Origin of the sequence: Solwaraspora sp. WMMA2059 (assembly GCF_027497315.1) — a bacterium.
Classification (GTDB): Bacteria; Actinomycetota; Actinomycetes; order Mycobacteriales; family Micromonosporaceae; genus Micromonospora_E.
Window position 1 is genome coordinate 3,031,315 of the sequence record NZ_CP114908.1, and the last position, 18,853, is coordinate 3,050,167.

At 70.6% G+C, this 18,853-nt stretch carries 15 protein-coding genes and 1 pseudogene; 7 read left to right on the forward strand and 9 right to left on the reverse strand.

All coding sequences use genetic code 11. The features are described from left to right. Positions 1-330 precede the first annotated feature (330 nt). Together O7553_RS13905 and O7553_RS13910 are read right to left on the reverse strand one after the other, a co-directional pair. Positions 331-549: pseudogene (locus O7553_RS13905) on the reverse strand (MbtH family protein). Continuing rightward, entirely contained in the window at positions 546-1,802 is a 1,257-nt protein-coding gene (locus O7553_RS13910) for a glycosyltransferase family 4 protein (RefSeq protein WP_281555210.1), read from the reverse strand. Before O7553_RS13910 ends, O7553_RS13905 begins: the two are co-directional and overlap by 4 nt. Before the next feature lie 212 nt (positions 1,803-2,014). Here O7553_RS13910 and O7553_RS13915 point away from each other — a divergent pair, with 212 nt between their 5' ends. The 3 genes from O7553_RS13915 to O7553_RS13925 all read left to right on the forward strand — a co-directional run bounded on the left by O7553_RS13915 (position 2,015) and on the right by O7553_RS13925 (position 5,612). Further along, positions 2,015-3,073, forward strand: a complete 1,059-nt coding sequence (locus tag O7553_RS13915) for a polysaccharide biosynthesis protein (RefSeq protein ID WP_281555211.1) — start codon at positions 2,015-2,017, stop codon at positions 3,071-3,073. After that, entirely contained in the window at positions 3,070-4,056 is a 987-nt protein-coding gene (locus O7553_RS13920; RefSeq protein ID WP_281555212.1) for an SDR family oxidoreductase, read from the forward strand. The genes O7553_RS13915 and O7553_RS13920 overlap by 4 nt, the downstream gene beginning before the upstream one ends. Before the next feature lie 77 nt (positions 4,057-4,133). After that, a complete protein-coding gene (locus O7553_RS13925) occupies positions 4,134-5,612 on the forward strand; it encodes an O-antigen ligase family protein (RefSeq protein WP_281555213.1) in 1,479 nt (492 codons plus the stop codon). Positions 5,613-5,615: 3 nt separating this feature from the next. On the opposite strand, the gene O7553_RS13930 is transcribed toward O7553_RS13925, so the two are convergent. Genes O7553_RS13930 through O7553_RS13945 form a run of 4 tightly spaced genes read right to left on the reverse strand, consistent with a single transcriptional unit; the run spans position 5,616 to position 10,498 of the window. Then, a complete protein-coding gene (locus O7553_RS13930) occupies positions 5,616-6,872 on the reverse strand; it encodes a glycosyltransferase family 4 protein (RefSeq protein WP_281555214.1) in 1,257 nt (418 codons plus the stop codon). Continuing rightward, positions 6,872-8,107: a glycosyltransferase gene (locus O7553_RS13935; RefSeq protein ID WP_281555215.1), complete on the reverse strand. Its 1,236-nt coding sequence runs from the start codon at positions 8,105-8,107 to the stop codon at positions 6,872-6,874. The genes O7553_RS13930 and O7553_RS13935 overlap by 1 nt, the downstream gene beginning before the upstream one ends. Next, positions 8,088-9,587 carry an oligosaccharide flippase family protein gene (locus O7553_RS13940; RefSeq protein WP_348651194.1) on the reverse strand — a complete coding sequence of 500 codons (1,500 nt, stop codon included), beginning with the start codon at positions 9,585-9,587 and terminating at the stop codon, positions 8,088-8,090. Before O7553_RS13940 ends, O7553_RS13935 begins: the two co-directional genes overlap by 20 nt. Next, complete coding sequence (locus tag O7553_RS13945) at positions 9,542-10,498, reverse strand: NAD-dependent epimerase/dehydratase family protein (RefSeq protein ID WP_281555217.1); 957 nt, start codon at positions 10,496-10,498, stop codon at positions 9,542-9,544. Before O7553_RS13945 ends, O7553_RS13940 begins: the two co-directional genes overlap by 46 nt. 231 nt (positions 10,499-10,729) lie before the next feature. On the opposite strand from O7553_RS13945, the gene O7553_RS13950 reads away from it, so the two are divergent. Next, a complete protein-coding gene (locus O7553_RS13950) occupies positions 10,730-12,766 on the forward strand; it encodes a hypothetical protein (RefSeq protein ID WP_281555218.1) in 2,037 nt (678 codons plus the stop codon). Here the strand turns inward: O7553_RS13950 and O7553_RS13955 are convergent, their stop codons facing one another. The 3 genes from O7553_RS13955 to wecB all read right to left on the reverse strand — a co-directional run bounded on the left by O7553_RS13955 (position 12,767) and on the right by wecB (position 15,734). Next, positions 12,767-13,273: an acyltransferase gene (locus O7553_RS13955; RefSeq protein WP_281555219.1), complete on the reverse strand. Its 507-nt coding sequence runs from the start codon at positions 13,271-13,273 to the stop codon at positions 12,767-12,769. 74 nt (positions 13,274-13,347) lie between these two features. Further along, complete coding sequence (locus tag O7553_RS13960; protein ID WP_281555220.1) at positions 13,348-14,571, reverse strand: glycosyltransferase family 4 protein; 1,224 nt, start codon at positions 14,569-14,571, stop codon at positions 13,348-13,350. 38 nt (positions 14,572-14,609) lie between these two features. Beyond that, positions 14,610-15,734, reverse strand: coding sequence for a UDP-N-acetylglucosamine 2-epimerase (non-hydrolyzing) (gene wecB, locus O7553_RS13965; RefSeq protein WP_281555221.1), 1,125 nt, complete (start codon positions 15,732-15,734; stop codon positions 14,610-14,612). 207 nt (positions 15,735-15,941) lie between these two features. Here wecB and O7553_RS13970 point away from each other — a divergent pair, with 207 nt between their 5' ends. The 3 genes from O7553_RS13970 (at position 15,942) to O7553_RS13980 (ending at position 18,843) form a co-directional block, all read left to right on the forward strand. Continuing rightward, entirely contained in the window at positions 15,942-16,832 is an 891-nt protein-coding gene (locus O7553_RS13970) for a serine hydrolase domain-containing protein (RefSeq protein ID WP_281555222.1), read from the forward strand. A 136-nt stretch (positions 16,833-16,968) separates the two neighbouring features. Next, positions 16,969-17,784, forward strand: coding sequence for an ABC transporter ATP-binding protein (locus tag O7553_RS13975; RefSeq protein WP_281555223.1), 816 nt, complete (start codon positions 16,969-16,971; stop codon positions 17,782-17,784). Positions 17,785-17,829: 45 nt separating this feature from the next. Then, complete coding sequence (locus O7553_RS13980; RefSeq protein WP_281555224.1) at positions 17,830-18,843, forward strand: iron-siderophore ABC transporter substrate-binding protein; 1,014 nt, start codon at positions 17,830-17,832, stop codon at positions 18,841-18,843. The last annotated feature ends 10 nt before the right edge of the window (positions 18,844-18,853 follow it).

Genomic DNA, 18,853 nt, shown 5'->3' on the forward strand with positions numbered 1-18,853 from the left:
CAGCGTCGTTTGGTGAACAACGTGAACAGGCCGATGTTCGCGCCGATGTCGAAGACGCAGGGCCGGGCCGGCAGGACGAACAGAGGGCCGGCCGGTGGCCGGGCGACGGCCGCCGGTATCGGACCGTCGAAATTGTCCTGTCAACGACTTCCGGAGATGCCCTGGAAACCTCCGGAACCCGTGGGCCCAACCCCGTACCGCTGGTATTGGCTGTTCTCCGCCAGTCGGTGGGTGCGAACGAGCCGGATGTCAAGAACCGGGGTGGGTGCCGCCGCGCCGCTGGCGACCGGGATGATCGAGCAGGTTTCCGGAGATCTCTCGGACCGCTCCTCAGCCAATGCCCGGTCGACGCAGCCCGGCGACGCTCGTTGGCCGCTGGTCGGTCCACTCCCGCTCGACCCAGGCCAGAGCGTCGGCGTGGCCGACGGGCCCTTGCACGACACGCCAACCGGAGGGCACGGCGAAGAACTCCGGTCACAGCGAATGCTGGCCCCTGTCGTTGATCAGGACCACGAAGCAGCCACTCTCGTCGTCGAGAGGATTCGTCATCGGGCTCCTCCTCGGCGCGGCCGACAGCCTTCCACCGTCACTCGCAGCGCCTGCTCGACCCGCTCGGCACCGACCGCGACCGAGAACACCTTGTCGTAATAGGACCGGCCAGCCTGCCCGAGCAGCTCGAGCTTCTCGCGGCCCAGGTCGCACACTTCGCGCAGCGCGGTTCCGATCGAGTCCGGGTCCCCCGCCCGGGCGACGAAGCCCGCGCCGCTGTCCAGGGCGACCGTCGCGGCGTCGCCCTCGGCCGCGACGAGCAGCGCCCGACCTGCCGCAAGGATCGCCTGCACCTTGCTCGGCATCGTGTACGCCGACATCCCACCGGGGCGCAGGCTCACGTAGTGCACGTCGCCTGCGGCCATCAGCGCGGGCATCCGGTCTCGGGGCAGCCGGCCGAGAAACCGGACGTTGGTGGCACCTGCCCGGGCCGCGCGGACACGCAGCCGGTCCTCGGTAGTGCCCGACCCGGCGATGAGACAGACCAGCCTCGGATCGTCGATCCGGACGCACGCGTCGATCAACGGGTCGAGGGCCTGTGCCTCACCGAGCGCGCCGGCGTACGACAGCACCACCTGATCGGGACGGATCCCGAGCTCGGCGCGCAGATCGGTGCGGCGGACCGGCGCCGCCTCGTCGGCCCACATCGGAATGTGGATCAGCTTCTCCTGCGGTACGCCTCGCCCGGCGAGCAGACCACCCGCCCCGGGCGAGACGTAGGCCACCCGATCCGCGCTGCGGTACATCGCCGCGCACCAACGGGCCATCCCCCGCGCGAGACTCCTTGACAATGGACCGCTGCCGAGGAATCCGCTCGCCACCGCGCTGTCCGGCCAGACGTCCAGGACATGCAGCAGGACCGGTACCCGGTGGACGTACCGGGCATACCACATCGGAATCGCCACCGAGATCGGCGAGTTGCCGACCCAGAGTGCGTCGAGACCGCGCAGCGCGTCGGCGCCGGAGACCAGCGCCGAACCGGCGAACGAGCCGTAGTTGACCAGTCGCCGTGCGGCGGACCGGTCATGGCTGGGGTAGAGCGCCACCCGGCGGATCCGCACGTCGCCGTCCGTCTCATCGAGCCGGCGCGCCATCCGGTAGCCGGGAGTGAGCCGGCCGGTCGGATAGTTCGGGAATCCGGTGACCACCCGCACCTCGTGCCCCCGTCGAGCGAGAGCGTGAGCGAGCCGGCCAGGCAACGCGGCCGGCCCGGGCTCGGGATCGAACCACTGGGTGAGCAGACCGATCAGCATGCAATACAACTACCAGTCGCTACGGGCTGTTTTGCCCCTTTTGCGGTTAATGACGACTCGGCCCGGGATCGCGGGCCACCGGATCATCCGAGCCTTCCTCACCTTGCCGGAAAATGACCTCTACGCCAGTTATGTGACTATATCGTCACGTACGACGACATCCACCGTCCCCCGGGGGGTGGCCCGACGGGAGAAGCAAGACAGGGGCAGATGTGGTTTCCTCGCTATCGGACCGGCGCTTCTTGATCACCGGTGGCACTGGGTCCTTCGGCCAGACGATGGTTTCCCGGTTGCTGGACGCCGGCGCCCAGGAGGTCCGGGTATTCAGCCGCGACGAGTCCAAGCAGGACGCCATGCGGCACCGACTCGCCGACGAGCGCGTCCGCTACTACGTCGGCGACATCCGGGACTACGACAGTGTGCTCAAAGCCGTACGGGGCATGGATTTCGTCTTCCACGCCGCCGCGCTCAAGCAGGTGCCGTCGTGCGAGTTCTTCCCACTCGAAGCGGTCCGGACCAACGTCCTCGGCAGCGCCCACCTGGTGGACGCGTGTGAACGGGTCGGGGTCGAGGCGCTGGCGCTGTTGAGCACCGACAAAGCCGTCTATCCGGTCAACGCGATGGGCATGACCAAGGCGTTGATGGAGAAGGTGGCACAGGCACACGCCCGGGACAACCTGACAGCCCGGACCCGGGTCTGCTGCGTGCGGTACGGCAACGTCATGTACTCGCGCGGCTCGGTCATCCCGCTGTTCATCGACCAGATCCGCCAGGGCAGCCTGCCGACCGTCACCGAGCCGTCGATGACCCGGTTCCTGATGTCCCTCGCCCAGTCGGTCGACCTGGTGGAACATGCGTTCCACCACGGCCGGCAGGGCGACGTCTTCATCCGTAAGGCCGACGCCTGCACCATCGGCGACCTTGCCACCGCGTTGTGCAACCTGTTCGGCGTACCGGCCAAGTTCGACGTGCTCGGCATCCGGCACGGCGAGAAGATGTACGAGACGTTGGCCAGCCGCGAGGAGTTGTCCCACGCCGAAGACCTGGGTGAGTTCCTCCGGGTCCCGGTGGACAGCCGCGATCTCAACTACGCCCTCTACGTCGACGAGGGCGACGTCGACAGCGGCGGGCTCACCGACTTCAATTCGCACAATGCCCGGCGGCTGACCGTGCCGCAGGTCGAGTCGCTGCTGCTCACCCTGCCGGAGGTGCGGGCACACCTCGATGCCGCCGCGAGCCCGGTCGACGCGAGCCTGGTCGGCGCGGCATGAGCGCCCTCGCCGACGCTGGCGGGCACCTGGATCGGGTGCCGCGGCGGCGGACCGACCGACCGGGTCCCGCTCGACAGCGGGTCCTCATCGCCGGAGCCACCGGGATGCTCGGTCACACCCTGTTGCGGGAACTCAGCGCCGACCCGACGCTCGACGTTCACGGCACCGCCCGCGACCTGGCCGACCGCGCACCCCACTTCCCCGCGCCACTGGTCGAGCGGATCGCCAGCGACATCGACGCCTCCCGGTTCGACCAGGTCCGCCGGATCGTCGACGAGCTCCGGCCGGACGTGGTCGTCAACTGTGTCGGGGTGATCAAGCAACGCCCCGACGTGCAGGACGCCACGCACACCGTCACCCTGAACGCTCTCTTCCCGCATATGTTGGCGCAGACCTGCGGCCAGATCGGCAGCCGGCTGGTCCACGTCAGCACCGACTGTGTCTTCTCCGGACGCCAGGGCGGCTACGTCGAGGAGGACCTGCCCGACCCACCGGACCTCTACGGACGGTCCAAGCTGCTGGGCGAGGTCACCGGCGAAGGAACGCTCACACTGCGTACCTCGATCATCGGTCACGAGCTGACCAGCAACCGGTCGTTGGTGGACTGGTTTCTGTCTCGCCCCGGTGGCGTCAAGGGCTGGACCAGGGCGATCTACACCGGCGTGACGACCGTCGAGTTCGCCCGGCTGCTGCGGACCGTGGTGCTGCCCCGGACCGATCTCACCGGGTTGTACCACCTGGCCGCCGAGCCGATCTCAAAGTACGACCTGCTCCGGTTGATCGCCGAGGTGTACCGGTGGCCAGGTGACATCGTGCCGGACGACGGGTTCGCCTGTGACCGGTCGATGCGCGCCGACCGGCTGGCCGACGTCACCGGATACCGTCCGCCCTCCTGGCCGGAGATGGTCCGGTCGCTGTACGCCGCCCGGGCCCGCTGGGCCGGCGCCCCGGCCGAGGTGGACCGGCGACACCTCGTGGTCTGACGTGCCGGACCGACAGACAGACCGCTCGGGTTCACCCCGGCCCACCGCAAGCCGAAGGACGACACGTGGTAGACCGAATGAGCCGGCTGACCGTGCTGGTCGGCGCGGCGGCCCTGCTGGGGGTCACGACCATTCTTGCGGTACGGAATCCGCTGGTCGCCTCGGCCGCCGTCGCGCTGCTCGTCATGCTCATCTGCGCATCCCAGATGGACGGCTGGCGATGGCTCCTGGCGCTGACGATGGCGCTGCTGATCGGCGCGTCGTCCGATGTCGAGACGCTGGCCGACGCCAGCTTCTATCCACGGTACGTGGCCGTCGGCGGCCTGGTCGTCTGGGCGCTGTGCCAGCGCCGACCCGCCGCTGCCGCGCCGACGAGTCCGGCTACCGGTGTCCTGATCGGGTCGCTCTGGGTACTCGCCGGTCTCGCCACGCTCAGCGCGGTCTGGTCGATCGCTCCGTTCGAGTCCTTCCAACGTGGTCTGGCCCTGCTGCTGCTGGCCGGGCTGGTCCACGGGTTGGCTCGGCGGCGGTGGCCGGACCGGGCGGTCATGATGGCCGACCTGCGGGTGGTCTACCTGGTGCTGGCCGTAACCGTCGTGGTCAGCATCGGCTACGGAGCGGCCAACGGCACGTTGGCCCCCGCGTTGTCCGGCAGTTCCCGGTTCCAAGGGCTGTTCAGCAACCCCAACATGCTCGGCATGGTCTGTGCGTTGGCCGTGCCGCTCGGCTGGGCGGTCTACCGGGAGACCGGGCGACGGGCCGAACTGCTCGGCATCCTGCCGGTGGCTGGCGCCCTCGTGTTGTCCCAGTCCCGCACCGGACTGGGCGCCGTGCTCGTCGGGGCGCTCTGGGTGGTGCTACGGCATGGAATCGGTACCCTGATCCGGGTCGTCGTCGGCACGACCGCGGCCCTGCTGGCCGGGTACCTGTCCGGCCTGTTGCCGTCCGTCTTCGCCGCCTCCTGGATGCAGCAGTTCGTCAGCCGGTTCACCCAGAGCGACCTGTCCAATGGCCGGATTCGGCTGTGGCACATGACGGTCGACCTGTGGTGGGAGAACCATCCGGCGCTCGGTTACGGGTACGCGTCCCGCGACCACCTCTACGAGCTGGCCAGCTACGACGAACTGCGCGGCTTCAACGTCGGGCTGGTGCACAACAGCTACCTGCAGATGATGCTGGAACTCGGGCTGGTGGCCGCAGTGCCGCTGCTGCTCACCGTGCTCGCCGCCGGATGGGCCGCCGTCCGGGCTCCGGTGAACGGGGCGAATTCGGGTCTGGTCTGGCTCATCGTCACCGGCCTGCTGATCCAGGTCACCGAGTCGGCGATGTTCGGGACCGGGCAGACGTACCCGTACGTGTTCTGGCTCGCCGTGGTCGCCGTCCTGCTGCACCTGCCCGCCCGACGACGGGCCGGACACCACCGGGCGGCGGCGGACGTCCCACCGCCGTCGCCCCGACCGGACGCGTCGCCACAGCCAGCTGCCTCGCCGCAGCCAGCACCGTCGGCCGAGCCGGGCAGGTCGCCCAACCGGGGGCGGACCCCGGTCCTGCGGTAGTCGTCAGTTCCGGCCCTCGGCCGGGACGACGAACGTACTGACCCGCTGCGACCAGGCCCGGTGGTCAAACGAACGGCGGGCCCGCGACCGGGCCGCCTGGCTCATCGCCGTCCACTGCTCGTCGCGCAGCCGCAACGCGCGCTGCACCGCCCGGCGGACGTCGTCCGGACCGCTGCCGTCGAGCACCAGCCCTTCGGTACCGTCACGCACGTATTCGGCCAGGTCACTGGTGTGGTTGAGCAGCACCGGGCACCCCGCGGCGAGACTCTCCGGCACCTTGGACGGAAAGCCGTTCGCCGCGTAGCCGCCGGTGGGCCGCACCAGCATGGCGAAGTGCGACTCGGCCAGCAGTTCCAACACGGTCTCCCGGGGTACCCGGCCGAGGAACACCACCTCGGCGTGGACGGACTCGAGCACCGCCGGGTCCAGGTCGGACAGGTTCGCCGCGTCGTCGCGGGTGATCCCGGCGATGGTCAGCCGGACCCGCCGCTGGTCCTGCGGTGCCAGTCGGCCGATCCCCGCGACGATCACGTGAAGCAGGTCCTTGCGCCCCGGCGTGCCCGCGTACAGCAGACGCAGGCCGGCGTCGAGCGACGGCGGCCCTGGCGGCGCGAACTCGTCGCAGTCCACCTGCGGTGGCACCACCAGCACGGCCCCGCCGCGGCGCTCGAAGTGCCCGGCCAGGGTGGTGGACACCGCGGTGAACCGGTCGACGAGCCTGGTCGCCAGAAACGTCGACCACCGGTGGCGCAGGAAGTAGGGGTCGGACCAGCCACGCCGGAACTGTCGCCGGTCGTGGCGTTCGCTGGCGTCGACCACGACCGGGCAGCGCAGCCCGAGACGCAGCACCGCCCAGTTGCCGAACGTCATCATCGCCATCGGCAGCAGGACCACGGAGACGTCGCCGCGGCCGACGCCACGGCGCCGCAACGCCCGCAGCACGCGGACCGGACGGGCCAGACGGGCCGACATCCGGCTGACGTGGTTGGCTCCCCGGATCCGCAAGGTGATCAGTTCGACGCCGCTGGCCCGTGGCCCGTCCGGCGGAAACGGCAGTTCGCAAGGCCAGTCGTTGACCACCAGCGTCGGCCCGCCCTCACCGGCGGCGCAGCGGGCGAGTTGCAGCAGCCGGTTCGAGGTGGCGTCACCGTGCGGAAACGCGTACGCGCCGATCAGCAGCGGCCGTGGCCGACGCTGCCGGTCTGCCGGCCGGTGACCGGCTCGTGGTCCAACCTCGACTGTCGTGGTCTGCTCGGTCATCAGACTCCTTCGGTGCAGGTCCGGACGCGGCCCGGACGCCGCCGGTAGATCGCCAGATGGGTTTCGGCCGCAGCATCGATCGCGAACGGGCTGTGGGCGAATCGATCGCTCGCGGCCGAGGGGGTGGTCGCGGCGGTGTACGCGGCCGCGACGAGCGCAGCCTCCGCCCAGTCCGCCGCCGACGCCCCGGGATCGACGATCACGACGCCGGGTAGCCGCTCGTCGATGAACCGCACGCCGGGCAGGTCGCAGGCCACCGTGCCGATACCCAGCGCGACCGGTTCCAGCACCCCGCCGGGCAACCCTTCCAGGCTGGACGGGTGGACGACCAGGTCGGCCTGTGCCAGCAGGCCGCCCACGTCGCCTCGGGGGCCGAGCAGATGCACCCGGCCGGTCACCCCGACGGCGTCCGCCGCGGCACGCACCCGGGCGTCGTCGGCAGGATCACCCGGCCCGACGAGTACGGCATGCGCGGTGACCCCCCGGTCACGCAACGCGGCCAGGATCGGCGGCAGCAGCCAGCGGCGCTTCTCCGGCGAGGCCCGTCCCACGCTGACGCAGACGAGATCGGCGACGCCCGCTCCGATCATCGCCCGCAGGTCATCGACAGACGGTTGACGCAGGCGGTCCAGGTCGAGCCCGTTGAGCACCACCTGGCAGCGTGGATCGTCCCGCCAGGCCCGGTGGAAGCCGAAGGTGAGCGAGCCGGGCGACACGCCCAGGACGTCGGTGGCGAAGGTCCGCAGCAGCCGCCCGCCGAGCCACCGGAGGATCCGACGGCGCGGGCTCCTCGGCGCGTTGTCGTCCCCTCGGAAGTGCGCGACGCGGCCGGGCACCCCGGCGACCGCAGCGAGGGCGAGCAGCACGCCGGAAAAGTTGGCGCAGTCGACGTGCACCACGTCGGGCCGCAGCTGGCGCAGCAGACGGTGGAACCGGACCGGAAACCGCGCACCGAGCGGTACGGCGGTCACCGAGCCACCGTACCGCTCGACCGTCCCGGCCAGCGGTCCCGGTCCAACGTGGTCGCTGAGAGTGAGCAGATGTATCACGGTGCCGCCACGGACGAGCCGTGGCAGCAGTTCCGCGGTACGCGTCTCGGTGCCGCCGTAGTTCAGTTCGCCCACCACCCGCAGGACACGGCGACGGGCCCCGCCCGGCGGTGGGGCGGTCGCCCCACCGCCGGGCGGGGCCGGATGGTCACGGACGTCGTCCGGGTCAACCGCCAACTCGGACACCGGTCCCCCTTCCGTCGACTGTCGGCCGGACCGCCGTGCCACCGCCAGCGCCCGGGTCGGGCGCTGCATTGTCGGGCGCTGCGGGAGACGGGCCGGCGCCGTGGCCGGCCCGGTCCATTGCCTGCCGGTAGCCGATCACCGCAGCGGGCCAGATGGTGAGCAGGTAAGCCACGCAGGCCGCCAACGGCACGGCCACCAGACCGAGATGGTGCAGGCCCCAGATCTTCAGGCCGGTCGCCAGGACCAGGAACGCGGCCCAGCCGACGGCCTGCGGCCGGAGCAGCCCGGCGCTGTTCTGCACCAGGATCAGCGGCGAGCTGACGGCGACCAGCAAGCTCCAGCAGGCGAGTCCGGCGAGGACCGGGACCGGCACCACGGCAGGGTCGATGCCGCCGACCCACAACTCGATCAACGGGTGCCCCCAGCCGGCCAGCGCCGCGCCCGCCACCCCGACCACCGCCCCGTAGAGCAACACCAACCGTCGGGTGTGCCGGCGTACCCAGGCCACCTCGCCACGGGCCAACGCCGCACCGTTCACGGGCCAGACCGCCATACCGACCAGGCCGACGAAGATGGACAGCACACCGAAGAGCTTCACCACGACGGCGTAGTGCGCCGCCACGGCGAGTCCGAGGATGTTCGCCACCAGCGGGCTGTCGACGTTGACAGCGATCGACGACATCACGGTGAGCGCGAAGAACCGCAGGCCGAGCCGGAGCAGGCCGGCCGCAGTCGCCCGGTCGACCAACCTGGGGCCGGGGCGCTTGGCCGGCTGCTGCACGCCGAAGTAGACCACGGTGTTGACCAGGTTGACGGCGGGCACCGCCAGTACCGCACAAGCGATCACCGCCAGCGGGTCCCATCCACCGACGATGGCGCACAGCACCGCCACCATGGCGGCCAGCGAGCCGGCCGACTGCCAGACGCTGCTCTGCACGACCTGACCGTCGGCGTACTGGATCCGTTGGATCAGCGACAGCGGGATGTTGACGGCGAACGCTCCGAACGACAGCAGGACCACCGTCGACGTCTCGGCGGCGATGTGCGGATCGGTCACCCCGAACAGTCGTTCCCAGGGCACCAGCGGATTGATCGCGAACAGGCCGCAGAGCAGGGCGACGGCGACCGTGCCGACCGTGGCGAACGCGCTGGAGATCTCCCTGGCCTGCTGCCCGACGTCGGTACCGAGCCGGCTGAGCCGGGTCAGCAGTCCGTTGCCCAGCCCCAGGTCGGCGAACCAGGCCATCCCGGTGAGCGCGGTGACCGCCATCCACAGCCCGTACCGCTGGTCACCGAGGTACTGGAAGCAGGCCGGGGTGATGACCAGCGGGGCCGCCATGCCGGTCGCCTTCGCCGCCATTGCCGCAGCGATGCCGGACCGTACGGCACGGTCACGGTCACGGCCGTCCGGTCCGGTCCGGTCGGCGGCCCCTGTCACCGGCTCGCGACGGGCTCGACGGCCAGCCGACGGGCCATCCACTCGACGGTCGCCCGCAGGCCGTCCCGACGGTCGACCGGGCTGATGCCAGGGAAGAGCGCCTGCAACGTGGCGGTGTCGGCGAGGGAGTGCGCGACGTCGCCGGGACGCGGCGGCGCGTGCTCGCGGTCGACGCGCCGGCCAAGCAGTCCGGCGAGGTCGTCGAGGACCTCCAGCAGGCTGGCCCGGGCGCCGAAGGCAAGGTTGACCGGGTGCGGGTGGTGCACGCGGCGCCGCAGCGCGTCCAGAATGACCGCGCACACCGTACCGACGTAGGTGAAGTCCCGGGACTGGGTGCCGTCGCCGTGCACCAGGGCCGGCTCGCCCCGCAGCGCGGCGTGGACGAACCGGGGGATGACCGCAGCGTAGGCGTGGTCGTGCCGTTGCCCGGGGCCGTACACGTTGAAGAACCGCAACGCCAGCGTGGGCAGCCCGAACGACGCCTGGTGGGCCAGGGCGTACGCCTCGGTGGCGAGCTTGCTCGCCGCGTACGGGCTCATCGGCCGGGTCCAGGTCAGCTCGGTCTTCGGCAGCGTCGGGTTCATGCCGTACACCGACGAGGAGGAGGCGACCAGCAGGTGGGCAACGTCGTGCCGGCGGGCCGCCTCCAGCACCAGCAGGGTTCCGGTCGCGTTCGCGTGATGGGAGGCCACCGGGTCGCGTAGCGACCGGGGCACACTGGGCAGGGCGGCGAGGTGGACCACGGCCTCCCGGCCGGCCATCGCGGCGTCCAGTGCGGCCGGATCCAGGATCGACCCCTCGACCACCTCGACGTCCAGCCGGGTGAGGTTGTCGCGCAGTCCGACCGACAGGTCGTCCAGGACGGTGACCTCCTTCACCGCCGGCTCGACCAGTGCGGCACGGGCCAGGTTGGAGCCGATGAAGCCGGCTCCGCCGGTGATCAGAATGCGCATGGGACAACTCCTCGCAGTGCCGCCCGGTCACCTGTACATCGAGCCGACCGAGGAGCGGGTAACGGGTTCATAACATCTTTTGTCAGAGATATCGCCTCACATTGTCTATACCGCCCGCAAGGATCGCCGAACGGCCGGCAGCGTTGTCATGTCACCGACCGAAAACCGTCCTGAACTGAGAAAAGGCGCACAGTGACAGCAGGTCGCGCGGCTCGCCATGGAGGTGCCGAGATGCCTGGACTGACGGTCTACCGGTCGAACGCCCTGATGTCGATCAGGTCAAGGTTCGACGGCACCCGGGACCTGGTGATGCCGGCCAACCTGGCCTACGCCGAGTCCATGGTCGGCATGTGGCACGCGGGCCTGCCCCAGGTCACCCTCGTGCCGTCGACCGCCACCGACGCCCAGGTCTGGCCGGTCATGTCGGCGGTGGGCACCCGGATCCACGACACCTCGGACGACAACTGCCCGATCCACACCGGCTGGTCGTACATCGGCGGCAACCACGGCTACAACATCGGCACCCAGGTCGCGCTCACCAACCACGGTAAGACCACCGCCGACCTGGGCTCCCGGTGGACCGACGGAATCCGGACCTTCACCCTGCTCGCCGTGCCGAACGGCAACAGCCTGCTGTTCGGCAACCCGTACACGATCGTCGACGGGGTCACCCAGGGCGTGCGGGTGCGGCCGGCGGCGGCACTCACCCACGTCGCCGGGGCGACGAACCGGACCTCGGTACCGATCACCTGGTTGACCCCGGACGTCCAGATCCGCCCGGCCACCCACTCGCACACCGTGGTCGTCGACCTCGACGGCCGGCCGGTGCCCGTCGGCCGGTCCACCGGTGAGCAGCTGCGGATCCGGGAGTCCTACGTGATCCCCTCGTACCGGGGGATGATCGACACCGCCCAGGCCAACATCGGCACACCGCTCGCCACCATCATGACCCGGATCCCGCCGATGTGTCGCATCGACAACGACTACCGCTGGTCGCCGGGGGGCCTGCTGGTCACCCAGCGGGTGACCGCCATGGACCGGTTCACCCTGAGTACCGGGGTCACCCAGTGCTCGGCGCTGACCGTGCCGGCGGGCGGCAGCCGCCTGCAGTTCATGCCGAACGTCGAGGCGGCCGGGACACTGAACTGGTCGTCCTGGGCGCGGATCGACACGATCACCGCGATCACCGCGATCACCGATATCACCCCGGCGAGTCTGCGGGACCCGACTATGCCGGCGACCGGCATGACCCAGTGGGCGGTCAGCGGCGGCGGGGTCCAGCTGTGGGGAATCGCCGCCGGTCTGCTGCCGGTCGACGACGGAGAGCCGGCGACCAGGGTGCGGCACACCACAGCGAAGAGCTGGTTCGTCTCGTCCAGCCTGAAGAAGAACTACCCGCAGCTGGTGTGGGGTCGCGAGCTCTGGCCGGGACAGACGGTCACCGGTACCGCGTACCGACGCTATCTGGCACCGCCGTCGGCCGCGACCGAGCTGGTCGTCTCGGACGGCAGCAGCGACTTCGTGATCATCGAGCGGGTGGGTACCGTCGTCGCCGCCCGGATACCAGCGCCGGAACTGTTCCACCGCCGGCTGGTCCCGGTCGGACCGACGAACCTCGCCGTCGCGGAGCGGGTCGCTGCCGACGGCATCGCCTACCAGGTGCCGGTCTCCCCCGGGTACGGCATGTGGCGGGCGGATCCCGACCAGGCCAGCCCGCAGCCGCTGCCCGGAGCCACCTCCGGGATCGGCAGCTACTTCCTGCCGTTGGCCGGCCCTACCGGGACCACCACCTGCACCGACGCGTTCCAGCGGCTGCTGCTGCACCCGATGTACTTGGCCGAGGCCACCCGGGTCGACCGGGTGTGTGTAGAGATTACGGCGACCGGTAGCGGCTGGTTGCGCCATGGCGTGTACGCCCACGACCCGACGACCGGTCGACCGGCGTCGCAGGGACCGATCGCCGACTTCGGCGCGCTCAGTGTGGCCACCGCCGGTATCCGGGAGTACGTGCTGACCACGCCGGTGACGCTGCCCGCCAGCTGGCACTGGTACGCCGTCGTGTGGCAGGGCTCCGCCACCACCCCGCCCACCCTGCGGACCAGCCAGGTCGGCGGTGCCACGACGTTGAACATCGGTTCCGGCCCGGCGGCGATGACCGGTAACCGATTCGGCTACCAGATGTCCGGCGTGGCCGGCCTGCTCGGGCCGGTCGCGGTCGCCGGTGTGCACCAGTTCCCGCCGCCGCGGATCGCCTACCGCCGGGCCTGATCACCGCGCCGGTACGCCGTAGATCCGCTTCATCTCCGCATGCTTGGCGGCCACCGGAAGGTGGCCGATACCCAGCGACTTGGCCTGCAGACTGCGCAGATAGTCGTCGGTCGTGCGCAGCGGTCGGGCCGGCACCCCCGCAGCCACCGTGTTGTCCGGGATGTCGCGGGTGACGACCGAACCCGCGCCGATGACGCACCGGTTGCCGATGGTCACCCCGGCCAGGATCATCGCCCGCATCCCGATGTAGACGTCGTCACCGATGACGATCGGAGCCGTCCAGTCCAGTTCGGGATGCTCCTTGCGGAGGATCAGGGTTCCCCCGTCGTGGGTGACGAACTGCACCCCGGAGGTGATGTAGACGTTGTCGCCGATCGTGATCAGCCACGGTTCCGAGCCGAACATCGCCCGGTTCACGCCGTAGAAGCGCACCCGGCCGGTCAGGTTGACTCCCAACGATCTGACGAACGCCTCGGGATCCCGGCTGGCCGCCAGATGGTCCCGCACCCGCCGGACGATCGTACGAAGACGACTGGACACACCCAGTCCAACGAGCCTGGCAGCACACCGGTGACGGCGGGTCACCGGCAGAAGTGGCGGGCGTGGTCGAGGACGTTGAGTTCGCGCGCCTGCCGCCGCCATAGCCGGTACCGCCGCCCCGCCGTCACCTTCGCCGCGGCCCGCTCACCCGCCGACCGGCCAGCCAGCTCGTTCACCGCCTCGGCCAGCGCCGACACCGTCAGCGGCCGGACCACCACCCCGCCGGCGCTGGAGATCAACTCACTGAACGGGGTCCGGTCGGAACAGACGACCGGGCAGCCGGCCGCCAGGCTCTCCAGGATGACGTGTCCGAAGTTCTCGCCCAGCGTCGGGAACAGGAATGCGTCGTACCGGGCGAAGGTCGACAGCACCTCGGCGGCCGGCAGTTCGCCGTGGTACCGCACCCGGACATGGCCGGGCACCGTCGCGATGAGCTGACCGCACCGCGCCCAGTACGGCTCGTCCTCATCGGGCCCGAAGATGTCGAAGTCGACCGGCCGGGTTGCCTGGGCCACCGCTGCCAACGCCGTGTCCAGGTTCTTCATCGGTGAGATCCGGCCGATGAAGACCAGCCGCAACGGACCGTCGTGCGCCACGACCGGTGGCGGCGGACGATCCGGGATCGGACACTCGTTGCCGTTGACCATCACCCGTGCCCAGGGCAGCGCCGCCGCGATCTGATCCGCCTCCAGCTGGCTGCACGCCTGCCACCGCACGCCGAGGCGACGCAGCACCGGTGCCCACACCGCCAAAAAGAGCCGCTTTTTGCCGCCCTTGATGCCCAGAGCGGCGGGGGCCAGTTCGCCGCGCGGGGCAATCATGATCGCCGGTATCCGCAGCAGTCGCAGGGCCACCGCCAGGATCGGGACCACCGAGTACATCGACCACAGGCTGTTGACGTACAGCAGATCAACCGGCCGCGACCGGATCTGCCGCAGCAGCCGCAGCCACTGCCGGGGGCGCACCGGGTCGAGATAGAACACCGCGGAGCGGGCGTCGCGGTGGACCAGTTCGCCGGACAGCCCCGGGTACCGGTCGCTCGCGTGCAGGTCCCGGTCGCGGGTGACCAGGGTGACGTCGAGGTCGTCGGGCAGGGTGTCCAGGATGAAGCGCAGCGACCGGATCGGGCCGCCGCCACGGAACCCCGGCTCGAACACCGCGGCCGTGGCGAGGATCCGGAAGGTCCTGGTCGCCGCCCCGCCGGCGTTCTGCCGGGTCGCCGCCCCGCCGGCGGCGGGGCGGACCCGGGTCGTCGTTTCACGCACTGTCGGCTCAGCCTTCGATTCGTACGGGGCTGCCGCGCTCAGCGACGCAGCCCGGCCCACTCGTGGTGGCGCCGCACGGTGGACAGGATGAAGTCGACGACCCGCCGCGAGGTGTCGGGCACCTGGTAGTCCGCCGGGCAGGGCACCCCGGCCGAGGCGACCTGCTCGACGGTCGCCCGGACGGCTTCCACCACGCCGGCCGGGTCCAGCCCGGTCATGATGATGCCGCCGGCGTCCAACGCCTCCGGCCGTTCGATCGACTCCCGCAGCGTCACCGCTGGAGAGCCCAGGATCGCCGCTTCCTCGCTGATCGTGCCGCTGTCCGACAGCGTGCAGCGGGCGGCGCACTGCAGGCGTACGTAGTCGAACAGCCCGAACGGCTCGTGGAAGGTGATCCGGTCGAGGCTGGTCGGGTCGGTGGCCAGCACCTCCAGCCGTTTGCGGGTACGCGGATGGGTGGAGACCAGCACCGGTAGCGCCCACTCGTCGCGTACCGCCCGCAGACAGTCGAGCAGCTGGTGCAGCCGGTCCGGCCGGTCGACGTTCTCCTCACGGTGGGCGCTGACCACGAAGTACCCGCCGGCGGTCAGCCCGAGTTGGTCGAGCACGGTGGACCTGGCGATATCCGCCCGATGGTGCTCCAGCACCTCCCGCATCGGTGAGCCGGTGTGCAGGATGCGGCGCGGATGGAGGCCTTCGGCGATCAGGTTGCGGCGGGCGTGCTCGCTGTAGACGAGATTGAAGTCGGAGACGTGGTCGACCAGGCGCCGGTTGGTCTCCTCGGGCACGTTCAGGTCGAAGCACCGGTTGCCGGCCTCCATGTGGTAGACCGGCACCCGCATCCGGCGGGCCATCAGGGCGGCGATGGCACTGTTGGTGTCCCCGAGCACCAGCAGGGCGTCCGGCCGGCAGTCGTCGAGGGCGGCCTCGATGCCGACCAGGACGCCGCCGAGCACCCGACCGAGCGAGGTGGTGTCCACGCCCAGCGACCGGTCCGGCGGGCGCAGCCGCAGCTCGGTGAAGAAGACCTCGGAGAGGACCGGATCCCAGTTCTGCCCGGTGTGTACCAGGACATGGTCGACGGTGCGGTCCAGCCGGTCCATCACCCGGGACAGCCGGATGATCTCCGGCCGGGTGCCGACAACCGTCATCACGCGGGTCATGACCGACTCCTTCATTGCCGATTCGGGACGCCTGGGGCACCACCACCCACGCAAAGCGGGCAATCTCCTCATATACCAACGAAGCATCGCACTACCGGTAACGACAGCGTTGATCGGGCCGATCTGGCCACGCCCGGGTCACGTTCCTGGACCTGGGCGCGAAGGACAATGCCGTTCGGTCTGTCGTCCACCTGACAACAGAACCTGTTGGTCAGGCCGGGTCGCTGCTCTCCCATCTGGTGTCCGGCATCAGCCGGACCATCGAGAGGAGCAGCAAACCATGAGATCCGAATCCGTACGCGGCACGGGAAGCCGCGTACTCGCCGCTCTGGTGATCGCGGCGACACGGTGGAGCAGGTGGCCAGCAACCGGGCCTGTGTGCGGCACTACGCGGGCACGGAGGCCGACGACGGCGCCGACCCGGACGACGTCGCGCAGTGGCAGGCCGAGGACACCGATCTCGGCACCACCTGGTACGCCAACGCCAACGCCACCGCGGCCGCGGCCGAGTTCTGGGACTCCGACCTGGTCTGCTCGATCGGTGACCCGCACTACAGCACCCACGGCTACACCATCCTGGGCGCGGCGTTGGAGGGCGCGACCGGCGCACCGGTGGGCGAGCTGACCGAATCGGAGCTGACCGCCGCGTTCAACCTGGGCACCCTGCGGCCCGAGAACCTGTCGGACACCTCGGTACGGCGCAGCACCTTCTACGACGGCGCCAACGACGAGTACGGCGGCGACGAGGTGAGCTGGAAGGTCCTCGGCGGCGGGATGGAGTCTTCGGTCGCCGACCTGGCCCGGTTCGGCGACAAGCTGACCGGCGGCGAGATCGTCGGCCCGGACTCGCTCGACGCCATGTGGGTCGACACCGGGTGGAGCTACGCGTACGGGTGGTCGATCAGCACCGAGGACGGGCACCGCCGGATCGGCAAGACCGGTGGCGCCGACGGTTCCACCGCGTATCTACAGATGTACCCGGACGACGGGATCGTGGTGGCGGTACTGATGAACCGGGCCGACGGGGTGGCCGGCGAGAACCGGGCCGGCGTGCTCGGCTCCGAGATCGGCACGCTGGTGCTGAACACCCTGCCCTGACCGGTGCCGGATCCCCGGTCCGCGGGATGCCCGAGCGGCGTCCTGCGGCCGGGGATCCGGCGTCGCCGCCGGTACGCCGGGCGGCCGGTGCCCGGCGACTTTGCCTCGATCAACGTTTAGGGTAGCCTCACCTAACATGATCGCGACGGCGTTGCACGGCGACGACCTGGTGCTCGGATACCAGCGCACCACGGTCGTCCACGGCGTGTCCGTCGCCATCCACCCCGGCGTGGTGACCGCCCTGATCGGCCCCAACGGCAGTGGCAAGTCCACCGTGCTGCGTTCGCTCGCCCGACTGCACCGGGCATCGTCCGGCCGGATCATGCTCAGCCGCGGCAACGGCGACCTCGAGGACGCGGCACCGCTGTCCGCCCGCGACTTCGCCCGCCGGGTGACGCTGCTGTCCCAGTCGCGACCGCACCCGTCCGGCCTGCGGGTCCGCGACGTCGTCGCCTTCGGGCGCCACCCGCACCGGCGCCGGTTCAGCCCGCTCACCGACACCGACCAGGCGATGGTCGACCACGCCATGGAGCTGACCGGGACCACGCCGATGGCCCACCGCGCGGTCGACCAGCTCTCCGGCGGTGAGCTGCAACGGGTGTGGCTGGCCGCCTGTCTCGCCCAGGACACCGGCGTGCTGCTGCTCGACGAGCCGACCAACCATCTCGACCTGCGCTACCAGGTCGAGATCCTCGACCTGGTCCGTGACCTCGCGGACCGGCACCGGACGGCGCTCGGCGTCGTCCTGCACGACCTGAACCAGGCCGCCGACGTGGCCGACCAGATCGTGCTGCTGAGCCAGGGCCGGGTGCGGGCCGCCGGCCCGGCGGCCGAGGTACTGACCACGGAGCACCTCTCCGAGGTCTACGGGTTGCCGATCGACACCACCGTGGACCCGGCCACCGGTCTGGTGCGGGTCGAGCCCCGAGGGCGACACCACCGGCGCCGCTGATCGCCCGGTCAACCAACGAGTGAGGAACCCATGAGAACCCGATCGATGACGGCTGCCCTGGCCGCCGTCCTGTTTATCCCGTCGGCGCTGGCCGCCTGCGGCACCAGCGACCCGCAGACCGCAGACGAGACGCCCACGGCCAACGCCTCCGGTGATTGCGCCGACGACACCACCGTGACCTCTACCGGACCGGTGGAGGTCACCGACGCGCTCGGGCGCACCGTGACGTTGGACGAGCCGGCACAGCGGGTGGCCGTACTGGAATGGCAGCAGATCGAGGACGTCCTCACCCTGTGCCTCACCCCGGTGGCGGTGGCCGACCCGGACGGCTACCGCACCTGGGACACCGCCGAGGAGCTGCCGGACGGCGTCGCCGACGTCGGACTGCGCGGCGAGCCCAACCTCGACGCGCTGTTCGCCGCCGATCCGGACCTGGTGATCGTCGAGGCCACCGCCGAGGACGACCCGGTCATCGCGCAGCTCGCCGAGTACGACGTCCCGGTGCTGGCCACCCGGGGGGCGGATGCCGCCGACCCGGTCCAGAACATGCTGGACACCTTCGCGATGATCGCCGAGACCCTCGGCCGCTCCGATCGGGCCGACCTCGTCGCCGACGAGTTCCAGGCCAGCCTGGACGAGGCGAAGCAGCAGATCGCCGGCGCTGAGCTCACGAGCACCGAGTTCGTCTACTTCGACGGCTGGGTCCAGGGCGGCAACGTCGCTATCCGGCCGTTCGGCCAGGGATCGCTGGTCGGTGAACTCGGCGAGGCGATCGGCCTGACGAACGCCTGGACCGGCGAGGTCGACCCGGCGTACGGCCTTGGTCAGACCGACATCGAGGGGATGACCACCGTCGGCGACGCCACCCTGTTGTACACCGGCACCACCGACCCCGCCAGCAGCGTCCTGACCGAGCTGGAGAAGAACGAGATCTGGGCGTCGCTGCCGGCGGTCGAGCAGGGGCGGGCGTACGCCTTCCCGGCCGGCATCTGGACCTTCGGCGGCCCCCGCTCGTCGCAGCAGGTGCTCGACGCCTACGTCGACGTCCTGGCCAGCTGACCATCGTGAA

Bases quoted from the DNA above. Each gene is read 5' to 3' on its own strand.
- wecB (WP_281555221.1), bottom strand. From the start codon at position 15,734: ATGACCCGCGTGATGACGGTTGTCGGCACCCGGCCGGAGATCATCCGG.
- O7553_RS13930 (WP_281555214.1), bottom strand. From the start codon at position 6,872: ATGACCGAGCAGACCACGACAGTCGAGGTTGGACCACGAGCCGGTCAC.
- O7553_RS13920 (WP_281555212.1), top strand. From the start codon at position 3,070: ATGAGCGCCCTCGCCGACGCTGGCGGGCACCTGGATCGGGTGCCGCGG.
- O7553_RS13950 (WP_281555218.1), top strand. From the start codon at position 10,730: ATGCCTGGACTGACGGTCTACCGGTCGAACGCCCTGATGTCGATCAGG.
- O7553_RS13925 (WP_281555213.1), top strand. From the start codon at position 4,134: ATGAGCCGGCTGACCGTGCTGGTCGGCGCGGCGGCCCTGCTGGGGGTC.
- O7553_RS13980 (WP_281555224.1), top strand. From the start codon at position 17,830: ATGACGGCTGCCCTGGCCGCCGTCCTGTTTATCCCGTCGGCGCTGGCC.
- O7553_RS13975 (WP_281555223.1), top strand. From the start codon at position 16,969: ATGATCGCGACGGCGTTGCACGGCGACGACCTGGTGCTCGGATACCAG.
- O7553_RS13945 (WP_281555217.1), bottom strand. From the start codon at position 10,498: ATGCGCATTCTGATCACCGGCGGAGCCGGCTTCATCGGCTCCAACCTG.
- O7553_RS13910 (WP_281555210.1), bottom strand. From the start codon at position 1,802: ATGCTGATCGGTCTGCTCACCCAGTGGTTCGATCCCGAGCCCGGGCCG.